Raw genomic sequence first — 14,535 nt, forward strand, 5'->3', positions numbered from 1 at the left:
AGGTACTTGGCACTTCCCGTGGCCGGGTCAATCAGGACGCCTTGGTCGGTGGCTGAATGCGGATTTTTTCTTTCCGCTCGATCTGCACTACTTGACCGTTATGCAAGGTAATTTCCACGGCACCAAACTGAATATCTTTAAGTGCCGCTGCAATGGCTGAAATTACCCGCTCGTCGTCCACAGCCGCATTGAGTTGTGATGTTGCGGTCATGGTCCTGCTCCGTGGGCTATCAGATCGACGCACTGGCGCGTCGATGAGAGGATACTAACCGAACCTTTATATTCTTTAAAAGAATGATTTTTTATTTTATTAGATCAATAAAGAATATATTGATTACCCTACACGCTCATCGCGTCAAGCAGCAGCGCACTGGCTGCACTTGCCACGCCGAATTGATATGCTTGTCAACTTTGACAACGCCCAACGAGATCACTGTCATGCCTGATTACCGCTCGAAAACCTCCACATTTGGCCGCAATATGGCTGGCGCCCGCGCGCTTTGGCGCGCCACCGGCATGAAGGACGAGGACTTCCAGAAGCCGATCATCGCCATCGCCAACTCGTTTACCCAGTTTGTGCCCGGTCACGTGCACCTCAAGGATCTAGGCCAGCTGGTGGCGCGTGAAATTGAAAGGGCCGGCGGTGTAGCCAAGGAATTCAATACCATTGCCGTGGATGACGGTATCGCCATGGGTCACGATGGCATGCTCTACTCGCTACCCAGCCGCGAGATCATTGCCGACTCGGTGGAGTACATGGTCAACGCCCACTGTGCCGATGCCATCGTCTGTATCTCCAACTGCGACAAGATCACACCCGGCATGCTGATGGCCGCACTGCGCCTGAATATCCCCGTGGTGTTCGTCTCCGGTGGGCCAATGGAAGCGGGCAAGACCAAGCTGGCCAGCCACGGCCTGGATCTGGTCGATGCCATGGTCGTGGCCGCCGACGACAGCGTCAGCGATGAAACCGTGGCCGAATACGAGCGCAGCGCCTGCCCCACCTGCGGCAGTTGCTCAGGGATGTTCACAGCCAACTCGATGAACTGCCTGACCGAGGCGCTGGGCTTGTCCCTGCCCGGCAATGGCTCGACCCTGGCTACCCATGCGGATCGCGAACAGCTGTTCCTGCAGGCGGGCCGTACCGTAGTCGAGTTGTGCAAAAAATATTATGCCGAGGGCGATGAGAGCGTATTGCCGCGCAATATCGCCAACTTCCGCGCCTTCGAGAACGCCATGACCCTGGATATCGCCATGGGTGGCTCGACCAACACCATACTGCACCTGCTGGCAGCCGCGCAGGAAGCTGAAATCGACTTCGATCTGCGTGATATCGACCGGCTCTCACGCAAGGTACCGCAGCTGTGCAAGGTGGCGCCGAACATCCAGAAATACCATATGGAAGATGTGCACCGTGCTGGCGGCATTTTCTCGATTCTGGGCTCGCTAGCCCGCGGCGGGCTGCTGCACACCGATGTACCCACGGTGCACAGCCCGAGCATGGCTGATGCCATTGCTCGCTGGGATATCACCCAGACCAGTGACGAAGCAGTACATACCTTTTTCAAGGCAGGTCCCGGGGGCATTCCAACCCAGACCGCATTCAGTCAGAGCACCCGCTGGGACACCCTGGACCTGGACCGTGAGCAAGGCTGTATCCGCAGTGTCGAGCACGCTTACTCACAGGAAGGCGGTCTTGCCGTGCTGTACGGCAACATCGCGCTGGATGGCTGCGTGGTTAAGACCGCTGGCGTGGATGAGTCCATTCATGTGTTTGAAGGCAGCGCCAAGATCTATGAAAGTCAGGACAGTGCGGTGCGCGGGATTCTGGCTGACGAGGTCAAGGCCGGCGATATCGTGATTATCCGCTACGAGGGACCCAAGGGCGGTCCCGGCATGCAGGAAATGCTCTATCCGACCAGTTATCTGAAATCCAAGGGGCTGGGCAAGGACTGCGCGCTGCTGACCGATGGCCGCTTCTCCGGCGGCACCTCCGGTCTGTCGATCGGGCATGCTTCGCCCGAGGCCGCTGCCGGCGGCGCCATTGGACTGGTGCGCGATGGTGACAAGGTGTTGATCGACATTCCCAACCGCAGCATCAACCTGCTGGTCAGCGACGAGGAGTTGGCTCACCGCCGCATCGAGCAGGACGCCAAAGGCTGGAAGCCGGTTGAGAAACGTCCGCGCAAGGTCACCACCGCCCTCAAGGCCTATGCCCTGCTGGCCACCAGCGCCGACAAGGGTGCCGTTCGTAACAAGGCCATGCTCGAGGACTGATCCCTGCTGCCCTGACGGTCTCACGGCCGTCAGGTTCCCTCACATCTCAGCAGTACTGCACTAACAAAGTGCGCCAGTTTCCTGTCGGGCAACCACCGCCCTCCGCATTACGTCAATCACTCGGCACATGCAAGCCTCTGATCAACCATTTGTCGGTAAAACCTACCGTTTGCCTTACAGCGTGCAGGCATCCATATTGTGACGGAGTTAACATTCATGGCATAACAGTGTCATATCACCACACCCCTTCCAATTGGGCATAGACGCCAGTGGATACAACTGCACACAGATTGTTGCTGGTTGAAATGGACCCGGACAAGCGCGAACAGCTGCTTGCCCTGTGCCAATCTGATATCGACCACCCCGTGCTGGTCGATGTGTGCACGCGCCCGAAGGAAGCCCTCAATCGCCTGGCCAATGGCAATTACACTGCCTGTATCATTCCTGATGACAGCGTCCTGTTGCGCGATGTGCGCCGCGTGTCCAGCCAGACATTGTGCCTGGTGATCAGCGATCAGGCCGGCCACGAGCAGGACCAGCAAGCGCTGGAAGACGGTGCAGATGACGTACTGCATCGCAACACGCTATCCAGCTCCAGCCTGAATCGCGCCCTGCTGCACGCCGGTTTTCGCCGACAGCAGGGTGGCAAGCTGGCACTGCAGGCAAAACAGGACCCACTTACCGGTCTGGGCAATCGCGCGCAGCTTGAAGAAGAGCTTGATCGCTTGCTGTTACGCAGCAAACGCACACCCACACGCTTTGGCCTGCTGTATATCGACCTCGACTATTTCAAGCAGATCAACGACAGCTTTGGCCATGGCCTGGGCGACTTGCTGCTGGCGGTGATCGCCAACCGGCTGCGGCGCAGCATGCGGGATGTTGATCTGATCACCCGGATCGGTGGCGATGAATTTGTCGCCTTGCTGCATGATCTGCATGACCCCAATGATGCCGCCCTGATCGCCAGCAAGATCATTCATACACTGAGCGAACCGATTACCTTGAACGGTCATCACCTGCTGATTTCCGCCAGTGTCGGCATTGCCACTTTTCCTCAGCACGGCACTTCGGCCAGCGAACTGCTGAACCACGCTGATCAGGCCCTGTACCGTGCCAAAGCCGGCGGGCGCAATGGTTTCAGTTTCTACAGCCCTGATGAAGAAGCCCAGACCCAGCACAATCTGGATGTCGAACAGGGCCTCAGACACGGCCTGCTGGAAGGTCAGTTCCGTTTGCATTATCAGCCCATAGTCGATACCCGTCAGGGCCATACGGTAGCCTGGGAGGCGCTGCTGCGCTGGCAGCACCCACAGCTCGGGCTGCTGACGCCCGATGCCTTCCTCAAGCTGGCCGAGCACAGTGGACTGATTCTGCCCATGGGCCACTGGGTCATAGGCCAGGCGCTGACAGCGGTTAAGCAGTGGCGCGACGCCGGAATTGATTGCCGGCTGTCGGTCAACCTGAGTGATCGCGAGCTCAAGCAGCCGCGCTTTGCCGACCAATTGCGGCAGTTGCTGATGCGCAGCAAAGTGCCCGCCAGTGCCATTCAGGTGGAACTGCGCGAGGACACCCTGCTGACGCATGCTAGCCAGGCCGAGAAGCTGTGCAAGACCATTGCCGCACTGGGCGTGGATATCTGGCTGGATCATTTTGGCGAGGAATACGGTGCCGTTGGCTATCTGGCCAGACTACCGATCAAGGGCGTCAAACTGGATGCCCGGCGTATGGCCGAGCAGGACACCGATCAAGCCAACTACATGCGCAACCTGATCAGCCTGACCCGCAGCATGGACAAGCAAGTGATCGCCAATTTCGTGGAAAACGCCCAGTACGCCGAGTTGCTCTCAAGTTGGGGCGGGGACTACCTGCAAGGCTATTGGATTGGCCGACCGCGCACCCTGGATGATGTGATCAATCAGCCGGCGACCCTGTCCAGGATCTGATAACGATGCGCCGGATAATCCGCGGTGCCCGCCACTGCCCGGTCGTCAACCAACCTCCAGTCGTCGGGATTCACCACCGGAAACCAGGCGTCCCCTTCCGGCTCGGCGTCAACCAGCGTCAGATACAGGCGATCAGCCCGATCGAGAAACTGCCGGTACAGGGTCTCACCGCCAATCACCATGATCTCGTCAACTCCATCCAGCGCCGCCTGCGTAGCAGCCTGATCCAATGCCGCCTCGATACTCGGCTGCACTGAGGCGCCGGGAATACGCAACCCGCCCTGATTGCTGATAACGATATTGGTGCGTCCCGGCAGCGGTCGCCCGAGTGATTCGAAGGTCTTGCGGCCCATGACAATGGGCTTGCCCCAGGTCATGCCGCGAAAATACTTGAGATCCTCCGGCAGATGCCAGGGTAACTGGTTGTCACGTCCGATCACCCGGTTCAGCCCCATGGCGGCAATCAGCGCAATACGCGGCTGACTCATACCGCCACCGGTGCCTTGATATGCGGGTGCGCCTGATAGCCTTCAAGGGTGAAGTCATCGTAGGTAAAGGCAAACAAATCGGTTACCGCCGGGTTAAGACGCATGGTCGGCATCGGATAGGGCTCACGGGACAGCTGCAGCTCGGTCTGCTCCATGTGATTGCTGTACAGATGACAATCACCACCGGTCCAGATGAATTCTCCGGGTGTGAAGCCACAGACCTGCGCCACCATCAGGGTCAACAGGGCATAACTGGCGATATTAAACGGCACACCCAGGAAAATATCCGCCGAACGCTGGTATAGCTGGCAGCTCAGCTTGCCGTCAGCCACATAAAACTGGAACAACGCATGACAGGGCGGCAGCGCCATCTGATCCACCAGCGCCGGGTTCCAGGCTGAGACAATCAAGCGGCGTGAATCCGGATTGGTCCGCAACATCTCCAGCAACTTGCTGATCTGGTCAATCGACTCGCCATTGGGCGCGGGCCAGGAACGCCACTGGTAGCCGTATACCGGACCCAGATTGCCCTCTTCATCCGCCCACTCGTCCCAGATCGATACGCCGTTTTCCTTGAGATAGCGGATGTTGGTATCACCCTGCAAAAACCATAGCAGCTCATGCACGATGGACTTCAGGTGACACTTCTTGGTGGTCACCAGCGGAAAGCCTTCGGCCAGATCAAAGCGCATCTGATAACCGAACACACTATAGGTGCCAGTGCCGGTGCGGTCAGCTTTGAAGGTGCCGTGATCGCGCACATGGCGCATCAGATCCAGGTACTGTTTCACGCGTTGCGTCCCTCTTTACGGTAGGCCCACACCATCAGCGCAGCGCCAATCAAGATCATTGGCAAGGATAATAACTGACCCATGGTCAACCAGCCAAAGGCCAGATAACCCAATTGCGCATCAGGCACCCGGACAAATTCGACAAGAAAACGAAATGCGCCATAGCAGATACCGAAGAGCCCCATCACCGACATGGTCGGGCGCGGCTTACTGGAGTAGATCCAGAGAATGGCAAAGAGCACCACACCTTCAAGGGCAAACTGGTACAGCTGGGATGGGTGACGCGCCAGCTGCAACGGGTCGGTGGGAAAGACCATGGCCCAGGGCAGGTCGGTTGCCTTGCCCCAGAGTTCGGCATTGATGAAATTGCCGATCCGTCCTGCACCCAGACCGATCGGCACCATAGGCGCGATAAAGTCCATCAGTGCCAGAAAGGACACACCTTGCCGACGGGCAAACCAGGCCACCGCCAGCAGCACGCCGATCAGCCCGCCGTGAAAGGACATGCCACCCTTCCAGACCTGCAGCATCAGTGCGGGATCATTCAGATAGGCGTCCAATTCATAGAACAGGACATAGCCCAGGCGTCCGCCGGCGATAACCCCCAGCGCCACCCAGAACACCAGGTCTGAGAGCTTCTCGCTATCCCAGTCGGGAGCAAAATCGGCCAAACGACGACGCGCCAGCCACCACGCCCCGCCAATACCAATCAGATACATCAAACCGTACCAGTGAATCTGCACCGGCCCCAATGACAGTGCCACCGGGTCAATCTGTGGATATGGCAGCATCACCACTCCCTACAAGAGAAAATTGATACCCACACCCAGCAACAGCAGGGCGAACAGGCGTTTCAGCAAGCGTTGCGACAACCGGTGCGCCAGCCTGGCACCAAACCCGGCAAACAGCATGCTGGTCGCAGCGATACCCAGCAGCGCAGGCAGATACACATAACCCAGACTCCAGTCCGGTAATGGCTCTGCGGCCCAGCCGGTCCAGATAAAACTCAGTGCCCCGGCTATGGCTATCGGCAAGCCACAGGCCGACGAGGTGGCTACCGCCTGTTGCATCGGAACACTGCGCCAGACCAGGAAAGGCACGGTGAGTGAACCGCCGCCAATACCAAAGATCGCCGAGGCCCACCCTATCACGCCGCCTGCGGAGGTCAGTATGAGTTTGCCCGGCACTGCTTTTTCGGCTTTAGGCTTCAATTCAAAGCCCATCTGAATGGCAATACAAATGGCAAAAACACCGATGATTTTCTGCAACAGCGGCCCGGCTATCTGCGCCGCCGTCATGGCCCCGAGCACAGTACCAAAGACAATCCCCAGGGTCATCCAGACAAACAGCGGCCAGCGTACCGCGCCCTTGAGATGATGCGCGCGAATGGCATTGATCGATGTAAAGGCAATAGTCGCCAGCGACGTCCCCACCGCCATATGCGTGGCCACCTCGGCAGAAAAGCCTTGTAACGCAAAACTGTAGACCAGCACCGGCACGATAATCATGCCGCCACCGACGCCAAACAGTCCGGCCAAGGTGCCAGCAAAACCACCGAGAATCAGATAAAGCAGAAATTCCACAACACCCCCGAAGACGCCGGATCAGCGCTTGAATATGCGGCGCTAGTGTAACGGAAATCTTGCCAGAGGGTCTCATACCGCCGTGGCCAATTCCGCACATCGCGAAATCACCCTGGGTTTTCCGCCCAACAGCCTGAATACCTGCCAGGCGACAGGATTTTCACATGCGCCAATCCAGGATCATCCTCGCCAGACCGATCAGACACCGACAACCGAGCGAAAAATACGTACACTCAAGGCAGAGAAAGGAGATACCCATGTGTCTGATGGCCTTTGCCTGGCAAATCGGTGAACATCCACTGACCCTGCTGGGAAACCGTGATGAATTCCATGCCCGGCCCAGCCGCCAAGCTGGCTTCTGGCAAGCAGAGGGCCTGCCGGATCTGTTGGCGGGCAAGGATCTGGAGGCCGGTGGCACCTGGCTTGGCGTCACCCGTCAGGGTCGCTTTGCCGCGCTGACCAATGTTCGCCAACCCGGGGGTCCCGTGGGCACGCGTTCCCGCGGGCACCTGGCACTTGACTACCTCGCCTCCGACCAGTCACCAGAAGCCTACCTGCAGCGCATCGCGGCAGAGGGGCATTTATACAGTGGTTTCAACCTACTGGTGGGCGACTGCCAGCAACTCTGGCACCTGAACAGCCTGGAAGCCCGACCACGGCAGCTGCCACCCGGCATCTATGGCCTTAGCAACGCGTCCCTGGACAGCCCCTGGCCAAAACTTCTGGATCTGCGTAACGCACTAGCGGCCCACCTGAACGATGATCCGGCCAGCCTGCTGGACCTGCTCGGCAATACCGATACCTATGCCGATGAACGTCTGCCCGCTACCGGCGTCAGTCTGGAGTGGGAACGCCTGCTGTCAGCCCGGTTTATTCTCGGCGACACATACGGCACCCGGGCCAGCAGTCTGCTGCGCCTAAGCAAAGATGAGATCACCTTCACGGAGCGGTGTTTCGGACCAAATGGCACAGCGCTGGGGGAAAACTGCTGGCTGCTGGAACGGGTTCAGCGGCCCTGACGCAGCACCTTCTCCAGCCCCATATTGCTCAGGGCCAGATGCAGGGTGCTTTGTACCAGGTGCGGATTGTCGATTTCGATCACTTCATCCAGCAGCGCCTTGGCATCCACCAGACTGATCTGCCGCAACAGCCATTTGACCTTGGGCAGGTTGGTGGCATTCATCGACAGCACGTCACAACCCATGGCCATCAACAACACCGCCGAGGCCGGATCGCCGGCCATTTCGCCACAGACACTCATGGGCTTGCCCGCTTCACGGCAGGCGACGGCGATCTTGATCAGAGCCTGCAGCACCGCTGGATGCAGCGAGTGATAGAGGTCGGCTACACGCGGATTATTGCGATCCACCGCCAGCAGATACTGGGTCAGGTCGTTGGTTCCCACGGATAAAAAATCGACCATCTGGGCCAGCTCACGGGCCTGATAGACCGCGGCCGGCACTTCAATCATCACCCCCACAGGTGGCATCGGCACATCGATACCCTCATCAAGGATCTCGCTGTGAGCACGGTGAATCAGATGCAGCGCTTCCTCGACTTCATACACACTGCTGATCATCGGCAGCATGATGCGAAGATTGTTCAGCCCCTGACTGGCCTTGAGCATCGCACGGGTTTGCACCAGAAAGATTTCCGGGTGATCCAGGGTTACCCGGATGCCGCGCCAACCGAGGAAGGGGTTGTCTTCCTTGATCGGAAAATAGGTCAGGGCCTTGTCGCCACCGATATCCAGGCTGCGCATGGTCACCGGCAGAGGATGGAAGGCACTCAGTTGCTCCCGATAAGTAGCCTGCTGCTCCTTCTCACTGGGGAACCGGTCCTGAATCATGAAAGGCACTTCGGTGCGGTACAGCCCCACGCCCTCTGCGCCGCGATCCAGCGAGCGCGCTACGTCAGCCAGCAAACCGGTATTCACCCACAGCGGCATACGGTGGCCATCGGTGGTGACGCAGGGCACATCACGCAGTTTCTCCAGCCCCTGCACCAGTTCCAGCTCTTCGCGCACCAACTCCATATAGTGGCGTCGCAACTCCTGCGAGGGGTTGGAATACACTTCGCCGTGGTTGCCGTCGACAATCAGCTCAAGCCCGTCCATGCGCGTGTAAGGCAGATCAACTGCCCCCATCACGGTGGGAATACCCATGGCCCTGGCCAGAATCGCGACGTGTGAACTGCCGGAGCCGAGGACCGAGACCAGGCCCACCAGCTTTTCCTTGGGCACTTCACCCAGCATGACCGGCGACAGCTCCTCACTGACCAGGATGGTCTGATCCGGGAACACGCGGTCCTGCTTGCCGGCCTCCTGCAAATACGCCAGCAGTCGCCGACCGAGATCCTTGACGTCTGAAGCGCGCTCACGCAGGTATGGATCGTCCATCATCTCGAAGCGGCCAATATGCGCATTGACCACTTCACGCAGGGCACCCTGAGCCCACTGGCCTTTACGGATGACCTGTCTGACCTCGTTACCCAAAGCCGCATCATCAAGCATCATCAGATAGACGTCGAACAGGGCCAGCTCTTCCGGGCGCAACTGCGTCGCCAGTTTCGCCGACATGCCCTGCATATCGCTGCGCACGGCTTCCAGGGCATTGGAAAACAACTGCAGCTCGGCGTCGATATCCTCAACTGTTTTGTCCGGTACGGCCTTGAGGTCGGCCGGCGGCAGAATCACCACGGCCTGGCCTATGGCTACGCCGGGGGCACCGGGCACCGCATCAAAACGGGTATCCTGAACGGCCTCGCCAGCCCAGCCCAGACCATGGATCGAGCCGGTTGCCTCAGCATGGGCAATCACCCCGGCCAATTGCGCGCTCATGGTCACCAGAAAGGATTCTTCACCTTCATCAAATTCGCGGCGTTCCTTCTGCTGCACGACCAGCACACCCATGACCCGACGGTGGTGAATGATCGGCACACCAAGGAACGAGGCATAGCGCTCTTCGCCGGTCTCGGCAAAGTAACGAAAACGCGGATGGGCAGCGGCATCCTGCAGGTTGACGGGCTCCTCGCGGGCGCCCACATAACCGATCAGGCCTTCATTGCTGGCCAGACTGACCACGCCTACCGCGTCCTTGTTCAGACCTTCAGTGGCCATCAGCACATAACGCGACACATCCGGATCAAGCAGATAAACCGAGCAGACTTCGGTGCCCATGGCCTCACGCACGCGCTGCACAATGATATCCAGCGCCGCAGACAGATCCTTGGCTGAGTTGACCTCCTGGACGATGCGCCGCAGCGTGTTGAGCATACTCATCAGAGCACCTGATCGCCGAGGGGCAAACGCGGGGCCAGTTCTTTCATCGCCTTACGATAGACATCGCGTTTGAAGGCCACAACCTGGCCGAGGGGATACCAGTAGCTGACCCAGCGCCAGCCATCGAACTCGGGCTTGCCTGACTTGGTCATGCAGACCCGCTGCTCATCGGCGGTCAGACGCAGCAGGAACCATTTCTGCTTCTGGCCGACACACACCGGTTGGGAGTGATTGCGGATCAGCCGCTGCGGCAAGCGATAGCGCAACCAGCCGCGGGTGCAGGCCAGCACCTCGACATCCTCGGGTAGCAGGCCGACTTCTTCGTGCAATTCGCGGTACAGCGCCTGCTCAGGCGTTTCATTACGCTGAATGCCGCCCTGGGGAAACTGCCAGGCATCCTGCCCTATACGGCGCGCCCATAGCACCTGTCCTGACCCATTGGTCAAGATAATGCCTACATTAGGGCGAAAACCATCAGGGTCTATCACGGCCAGTATCCTTCAGTGCGTATGCAAGGCATTGTTCCACAAAGACGCGCGCAGCGGCAATTGCATCGTAGCAGGTAATGGCATGCTGCATTATGCTAGTCAACCTCGCACTGCATAGACTGGAGAAACGGCGTGGCACTGGCGATTTTTGACCTGGACAATACCCTGCTTGGCGGTGACAGCGATCATGCCTGGGGTGAATTTATCGTGGCCCATGGCATTGTTGATGCCGACCAGTACAAGGCCCGCAACGACGCCTTCTTCAATGACTATCTGGCAGGGCGTCTGGATATTCAGGTGTACCTGAATTTCTGTCTGCAACTGCTGGCCGAACATCCGCCGGAACAATTGCGAGCCTGGCATGCTCAGTTCATGGCCGAGCGCATCGAACCGATCATTCTGCCCAAGGCCCTGGCCTTGATTGACCAGCATCGCCAGGCCGGGGATACGCTGATGATCATCACCGCCACCAACCGTTTTATCACCGGCCCGATCGCGGCGCGTCTGGGCATCGACATCCTGCTGGCCACCGAGTGCGAGCGGGTCGACGGACGCTATACCGGCCGCACTACCGATATACCCTGCTTCCGTGAAGGCAAGGTGACACGTCTTGAGCGCTGGCTGATGGAGAACGGTCAACAACTTGAAGGCAGCTGGTTCTACAGTGACTCGCAGAACGACCTGCCACTGCTGAACATGGTCGACAACCCGGTTGCCGTTGATCCGGACGAGGTGCTCCGCGCGCACGCCGAAGCGCTGGGATGGCGGGTCGTCAGCCTGCGCTAAAAACAGCCGCAAGCTACAAGCCTCAAGCCTCAAGCAAAAGATAGATTCGTGTTCGATGATGCCTTACTGGCAGACGCTGCCTTGTTAGTGTCAACGACAAACCTAACTCTCACGCGGATTACTTGCCGCTTGAAGCTTGTAGCTTGAAGCTGGCGGCCAACGGCCGCCCTAAACAGGCAAGACCCGACAGAACAGTGACTTGATATAGCCGGTTTCCGGGATGGCTGGATGCAGCGGATGATCCGGGCCCTGGAAGCCGCGTTCGGTGATGATCAGGCTGCGGTCGAGGTGGCGACTGGAGGCCAGCAGAATGTCGCGCAGGCTGTCCTCGGCCAGGTGCATGGAGCAGGAGGCTGACACCAGAATACCGTCCCTTTTCAGCAGTCGCATGGCTTGCTCGTTAAGGCGCCGGTAGGCCGCTTCACCATTGCGGATGTCCTTGCGTTTCTTGATAAAGGCTGGCGGATCGGCAATCACGACATCAAACTTCTCACCGCCGGACTTGAGCTCGCGCAGGGCATCCATGACATCGCCCTCGACCACGGCCATCTTCTCGGCCACACCATTGAGTGCAGCATTCTGCTCGATCAGATCCAGCGCCGGCGCTGAGCTGTCGACACACATCACCTCGCTGGCCCCAAAGACCGCCGCCTGCACACCCCAGCCGCCAATGTAGGAATACAGGTCCAACACCCGCTTGCCCGCCACATAGGGCGCCAGGCGCGCACGATTCATGCGGTGATCGTAGAACCAGCCGGTTTTCTGACCATGCCAGACCGGGGCCAGGAAGCGCACGCCATTTTCTTCCAGTTCGACCTGTTCAGGTACCTCGCCATGGGCCGCTTCAACGTAGGCTGGCAGGTTTTCTGCGGTACGGGCGCCGCTGTCATTCTTGAACAGAATACCGGTGGGCTTGAGCACCTGTACCAGCGCCTCGACGATGGCATCACGCACCCGCTCCATCCCCGGCGTGGCAATTTGCACCACCAGATAATCGCCAAAGCGATCAACCACCAGCCCCGGGAGCAAGTCGGCATCACCGTAGACCAATCGATAAAAAGGCTTGTCGAACAGCTTCTCACGCAAGCTCAGGGCCACCTGAAAACGGTGTACCAGCAGCGACTTGCCCAGACCATGGGCGGTATCGCGGTTATGCATGCGGGCACAGATCAGGTTGGCCGGACTCATGCACACCAGCCCCAGCGGCTTGCCAGAGGCGGTTTCCAGCAGGGCCTCCTGTCCTGACTCAAAGGCGGTCAAGGGCGTCTGGGCGGTATCCACTTCGTTGCTGAACACCCACAGGTGACCGGCTTTGATGCGTCTGTCACTGTTGGATTTGAGACGCAGGCTGGGCAGGGTCATATTCGCTCCTCGACTTCGGACGGCAGGGTATTCCGCCGGCCGGGCATTATACAGGCTGTCCAGTGTCGCAGTCTGCGGCTAAACTCGGATGATCCGATGAAATCAGATGAGCGCCGTCGATGAGCCAGGATCTTACTGAAGAGCAGATCAAAAACGCCCTGCAGGGCATCAGCGTGCCACCGCAGCCGCAGATCATGGTTGACCTGCAGATGGAACAGGTGATGCCCGACCCTGACCCGAAGACCATCGCCCGGCTGATCAGCCAAGACCCCGGCCTGTCCGGCAGCCTGCTGAAAATCGTCAACTCGCCGTTCTTTGGCCTGGCCAATCGCATTTCATCGATCCAGCAAGCGGTCAATCTGCTCGGCGTCACGCGGGTCATCAACATCATCAATGCCCAGTCGATTCGCGGCGAGATGACCGATGAGAATATCGTCAATCTCAATCGTTTCTGGGACAGCGCGCAGGACGTGGCCATGACCTGCATGACCCTGGCCAAGCAGATCGGCTGCGTCGAACCGGACGAAGCCTACGCCCTGGGGTTGTTCCACAACTGCGGCATTCCGCTGATGCTGAAACGCTTCCCGCATTACATGCAGGTCATGGAAGAATCCTATGCCATGTCCGATGCCCGTATTGTCGACGTAGAAAATCAGCGCCTGAATACCAATCATGCGGTTATCGGCTACTTCACGGCCAAGTCCTGGTTATTGCCCCGCCATCTTTGCGAAGCCATTGCCAGTCATCACAACACCCAGAATATTTTCATGCAGGATGAACATATCGACACCGGTTTGAAAAATCTGCTGGCTATCCTCAAGATGGCCGAGCATATCTGCGAATCACATCGGGTGCTGGGCAGCCAATCGGTGGATCACGAATGGGCCGCCAGCGGCGCACAGATTCTGGAGTATGTCGGCCTTAGCGAGTACGACTTTGAATCCATTGAAGTGACCTGTCGGGAAATGATGGCCACCGGCGAAGGCCGCTATTACCAGGTTTAAAAAGGAAAATAACGCCATGACTACACCCCTCGTTCTGACTGTAATCTCCGCCGACAAACCCGGCCTGGTGGAAAGCATCGCCCAGGTCATCACCCGACACGGTGGCAACTGGCTGGAAAGCCGGATGGCGCGAATGGCTGGGCAGTTTGCCGGCATTCTCAGGGTGGATATTGCTGCGGACAGAGTAGATGCCCTTCGTACCGACCTGACTGGGCTGACCAGCCTGGGCATCAACGTGCAGGTCGCTGTCAGTGGCCAGGCTGACGAGCCGGCGCTGCAGGTGATGCGCCTGACCCTGCTGGGCAATGACCGACCCGGCATCGTGCATGAGGTCTCGCAGATTCTGGCCCGGCATGGCGTTAACGTCGACAAACTTGAAACCGAATGCAGCCCCGCCCCCATGAGCGCCGATCTGTTGTTCAAGGCCAGTGCGCGACTGGGCATTCAAGCTCAAACCGATCTTGATAGCCTGCGCGCCGACCTCGAACACCTGGCAGATGATCTGATGGTCGAGCTCAGCGAAACAGACTGAA

At 58.7% G+C, this 14,535-nt stretch carries 14 protein-coding genes; 6 read left to right on the forward strand and 8 right to left on the reverse strand.

Going from position 1 to position 14,535, the window contains the following annotated elements; genetic code table 11:
• Window positions 1-31: 31 nt before the first annotated feature.
• The gene (locus AC27HQ_RS01310) at window positions 32-211 is read right to left on the reverse strand and encodes a DUF2292 domain-containing protein (protein ID WP_487154009.1); all 180 of its coding nucleotides are present in this window, start codon (window positions 209-211) and stop codon (window positions 32-34) included.
• 227 nt (window positions 212-438) lie between these two features.
• On the opposite strand from AC27HQ_RS01310, the gene ilvD reads away from it, so the two are divergent.
• Complete coding sequence (ilvD, locus tag AC27HQ_RS01315; RefSeq protein WP_487154010.1) at window positions 439-2,277, forward strand: dihydroxy-acid dehydratase; 1,839 nt, start codon at window positions 439-441, stop codon at window positions 2,275-2,277.
• 269 nt (window positions 2,278-2,546) lie between these two features.
• A complete protein-coding gene (locus AC27HQ_RS01320) occupies window positions 2,547-4,220 on the forward strand; it encodes a putative bifunctional diguanylate cyclase/phosphodiesterase (RefSeq protein ID WP_487154011.1) in 1,674 nt (557 codons plus the stop codon).
• Here AC27HQ_RS01320 and AC27HQ_RS01325 read toward each other — a convergent pair.
• From AC27HQ_RS01325 to AC27HQ_RS01340, 4 genes are read right to left on the reverse strand one after another with little or no spacing between them, the layout of a single operon-like run.
• Window positions 4,193-4,708 (reverse strand): dihydrofolate reductase, encoded by a 516-nt coding sequence (locus AC27HQ_RS01325; protein ID WP_487154012.1) that lies wholly within the window; start codon window positions 4,706-4,708, stop codon window positions 4,193-4,195. The two genes, AC27HQ_RS01320 and AC27HQ_RS01325, sit on opposite strands and share 28 nt — an antisense overlap.
• A complete protein-coding gene (locus tag AC27HQ_RS01330) occupies window positions 4,705-5,499 on the reverse strand; it encodes a thymidylate synthase (protein WP_487154013.1) in 795 nt (264 codons plus the stop codon). The genes AC27HQ_RS01325 and AC27HQ_RS01330 overlap by 4 nt, the downstream gene beginning before the upstream one ends.
• A complete protein-coding gene (lgt, locus tag AC27HQ_RS01335; protein ID WP_487154014.1) occupies window positions 5,496-6,290 on the reverse strand; it encodes a prolipoprotein diacylglyceryl transferase in 795 nt (264 codons plus the stop codon). Before lgt ends, AC27HQ_RS01330 begins: the two co-directional genes overlap by 4 nt.
• Before the next feature lie 9 nt (window positions 6,291-6,299).
• Window positions 6,300-7,082 carry a sulfite exporter TauE/SafE family protein gene (locus AC27HQ_RS01340; RefSeq protein ID WP_487154015.1) on the reverse strand — a complete coding sequence of 261 codons (783 nt, stop codon included), beginning with the start codon at window positions 7,080-7,082 and terminating at the stop codon, window positions 6,300-6,302.
• A gap of 257 nt (window positions 7,083-7,339) precedes the next feature.
• On the opposite strand from AC27HQ_RS01340, the gene AC27HQ_RS01345 reads away from it, so the two are divergent.
• Window positions 7,340-8,101 (forward strand): NRDE family protein, encoded by a 762-nt coding sequence (locus AC27HQ_RS01345; protein ID WP_487154016.1) that lies wholly within the window; start codon window positions 7,340-7,342, stop codon window positions 8,099-8,101.
• Here AC27HQ_RS01345 and ptsP read toward each other — a convergent pair.
• Window positions 8,089-10,356 carry a phosphoenolpyruvate--protein phosphotransferase gene (gene ptsP / locus AC27HQ_RS01350; protein ID WP_487154190.1) on the reverse strand — a complete coding sequence of 756 codons (2,268 nt, stop codon included), beginning with the start codon at window positions 10,354-10,356 and terminating at the stop codon, window positions 8,089-8,091. The two genes, AC27HQ_RS01345 and ptsP, sit on opposite strands and share 13 nt — an antisense overlap.
• A 5-nt stretch (window positions 10,357-10,361) precedes the next feature.
• Window positions 10,362-10,850 carry an RNA pyrophosphohydrolase gene (locus tag AC27HQ_RS01355; protein WP_487154017.1) on the reverse strand — a complete coding sequence of 163 codons (489 nt, stop codon included), beginning with the start codon at window positions 10,848-10,850 and terminating at the stop codon, window positions 10,362-10,364.
• Between the two features lie 132 nt (window positions 10,851-10,982).
• Between AC27HQ_RS01355 and AC27HQ_RS01360 the strand changes: the two genes are divergently transcribed.
• Window positions 10,983-11,636, forward strand: a complete 654-nt coding sequence (locus tag AC27HQ_RS01360) for a histidinol-phosphatase (protein ID WP_487154018.1) — start codon at window positions 10,983-10,985, stop codon at window positions 11,634-11,636.
• A 168-nt stretch (window positions 11,637-11,804) separates the two neighbouring features.
• Here AC27HQ_RS01360 and AC27HQ_RS01365 read toward each other — a convergent pair whose 3' ends face one another.
• On the reverse strand, window positions 11,805-12,998 hold the full coding sequence (locus AC27HQ_RS01365) for a class I SAM-dependent rRNA methyltransferase (protein WP_487154019.1): 1,194 nt from the start codon (window positions 12,996-12,998) through the stop codon (window positions 11,805-11,807).
• 119 nt (window positions 12,999-13,117) lie between these two features.
• On the opposite strand from AC27HQ_RS01365, the gene AC27HQ_RS01370 reads away from it, so the two are divergent.
• Together AC27HQ_RS01370 and AC27HQ_RS01375 are read left to right on the forward strand one after the other, a co-directional pair.
• Entirely contained in the window at window positions 13,118-14,002 is an 885-nt protein-coding gene (locus AC27HQ_RS01370; protein WP_487154020.1) for an HDOD domain-containing protein, read from the forward strand.
• 16 nt (window positions 14,003-14,018) lie between these two features.
• On the forward strand, window positions 14,019-14,534 hold the full coding sequence (locus AC27HQ_RS01375) for a glycine cleavage system transcriptional repressor (RefSeq protein WP_487154021.1): 516 nt from the start codon (window positions 14,019-14,021) through the stop codon (window positions 14,532-14,534).
• The last annotated feature ends 1 nt before the right edge of the window (window position 14,535 follow it).

The organism is Halopseudomonas sp. 4NH20-0008, from assembly GCF_057548395.1.

Coding starts and splice junctions, on each gene's coding strand:
- AC27HQ_RS01310 (WP_487154009.1), bottom strand. CDS start 211: ATGACCGCAACATCACAACTCAATGCGGCTGTGGACGACGAGCGGGTA.
- ilvD (WP_487154010.1), top strand. CDS start 439: ATGCCTGATTACCGCTCGAAAACCTCCACATTTGGCCGCAATATGGCT.
- AC27HQ_RS01325 (WP_487154012.1), bottom strand. CDS start 4,708: ATGAGTCAGCCGCGTATTGCGCTGATTGCCGCCATGGGGCTGAACCGG.
- lgt (WP_487154014.1), bottom strand. CDS start 6,290: ATGCTGCCATATCCACAGATTGACCCGGTGGCACTGTCATTGGGGCCG.
- AC27HQ_RS01345 (WP_487154016.1), top strand. CDS start 7,340: ATGTGTCTGATGGCCTTTGCCTGGCAAATCGGTGAACATCCACTGACC.
- ptsP (WP_487154190.1), bottom strand. CDS start 10,356: ATGCTCAACACGCTGCGGCGCATCGTCCAGGAGGTCAACTCAGCCAAG.
- AC27HQ_RS01365 (WP_487154019.1), bottom strand. CDS start 12,998: ATGACCCTGCCCAGCCTGCGTCTCAAATCCAACAGTGACAGACGCATC.
- AC27HQ_RS01370 (WP_487154020.1), top strand. CDS start 13,118: ATGAGCCAGGATCTTACTGAAGAGCAGATCAAAAACGCCCTGCAGGGC.
- AC27HQ_RS01375 (WP_487154021.1), top strand. CDS start 14,019: ATGACTACACCCCTCGTTCTGACTGTAATCTCCGCCGACAAACCCGGC.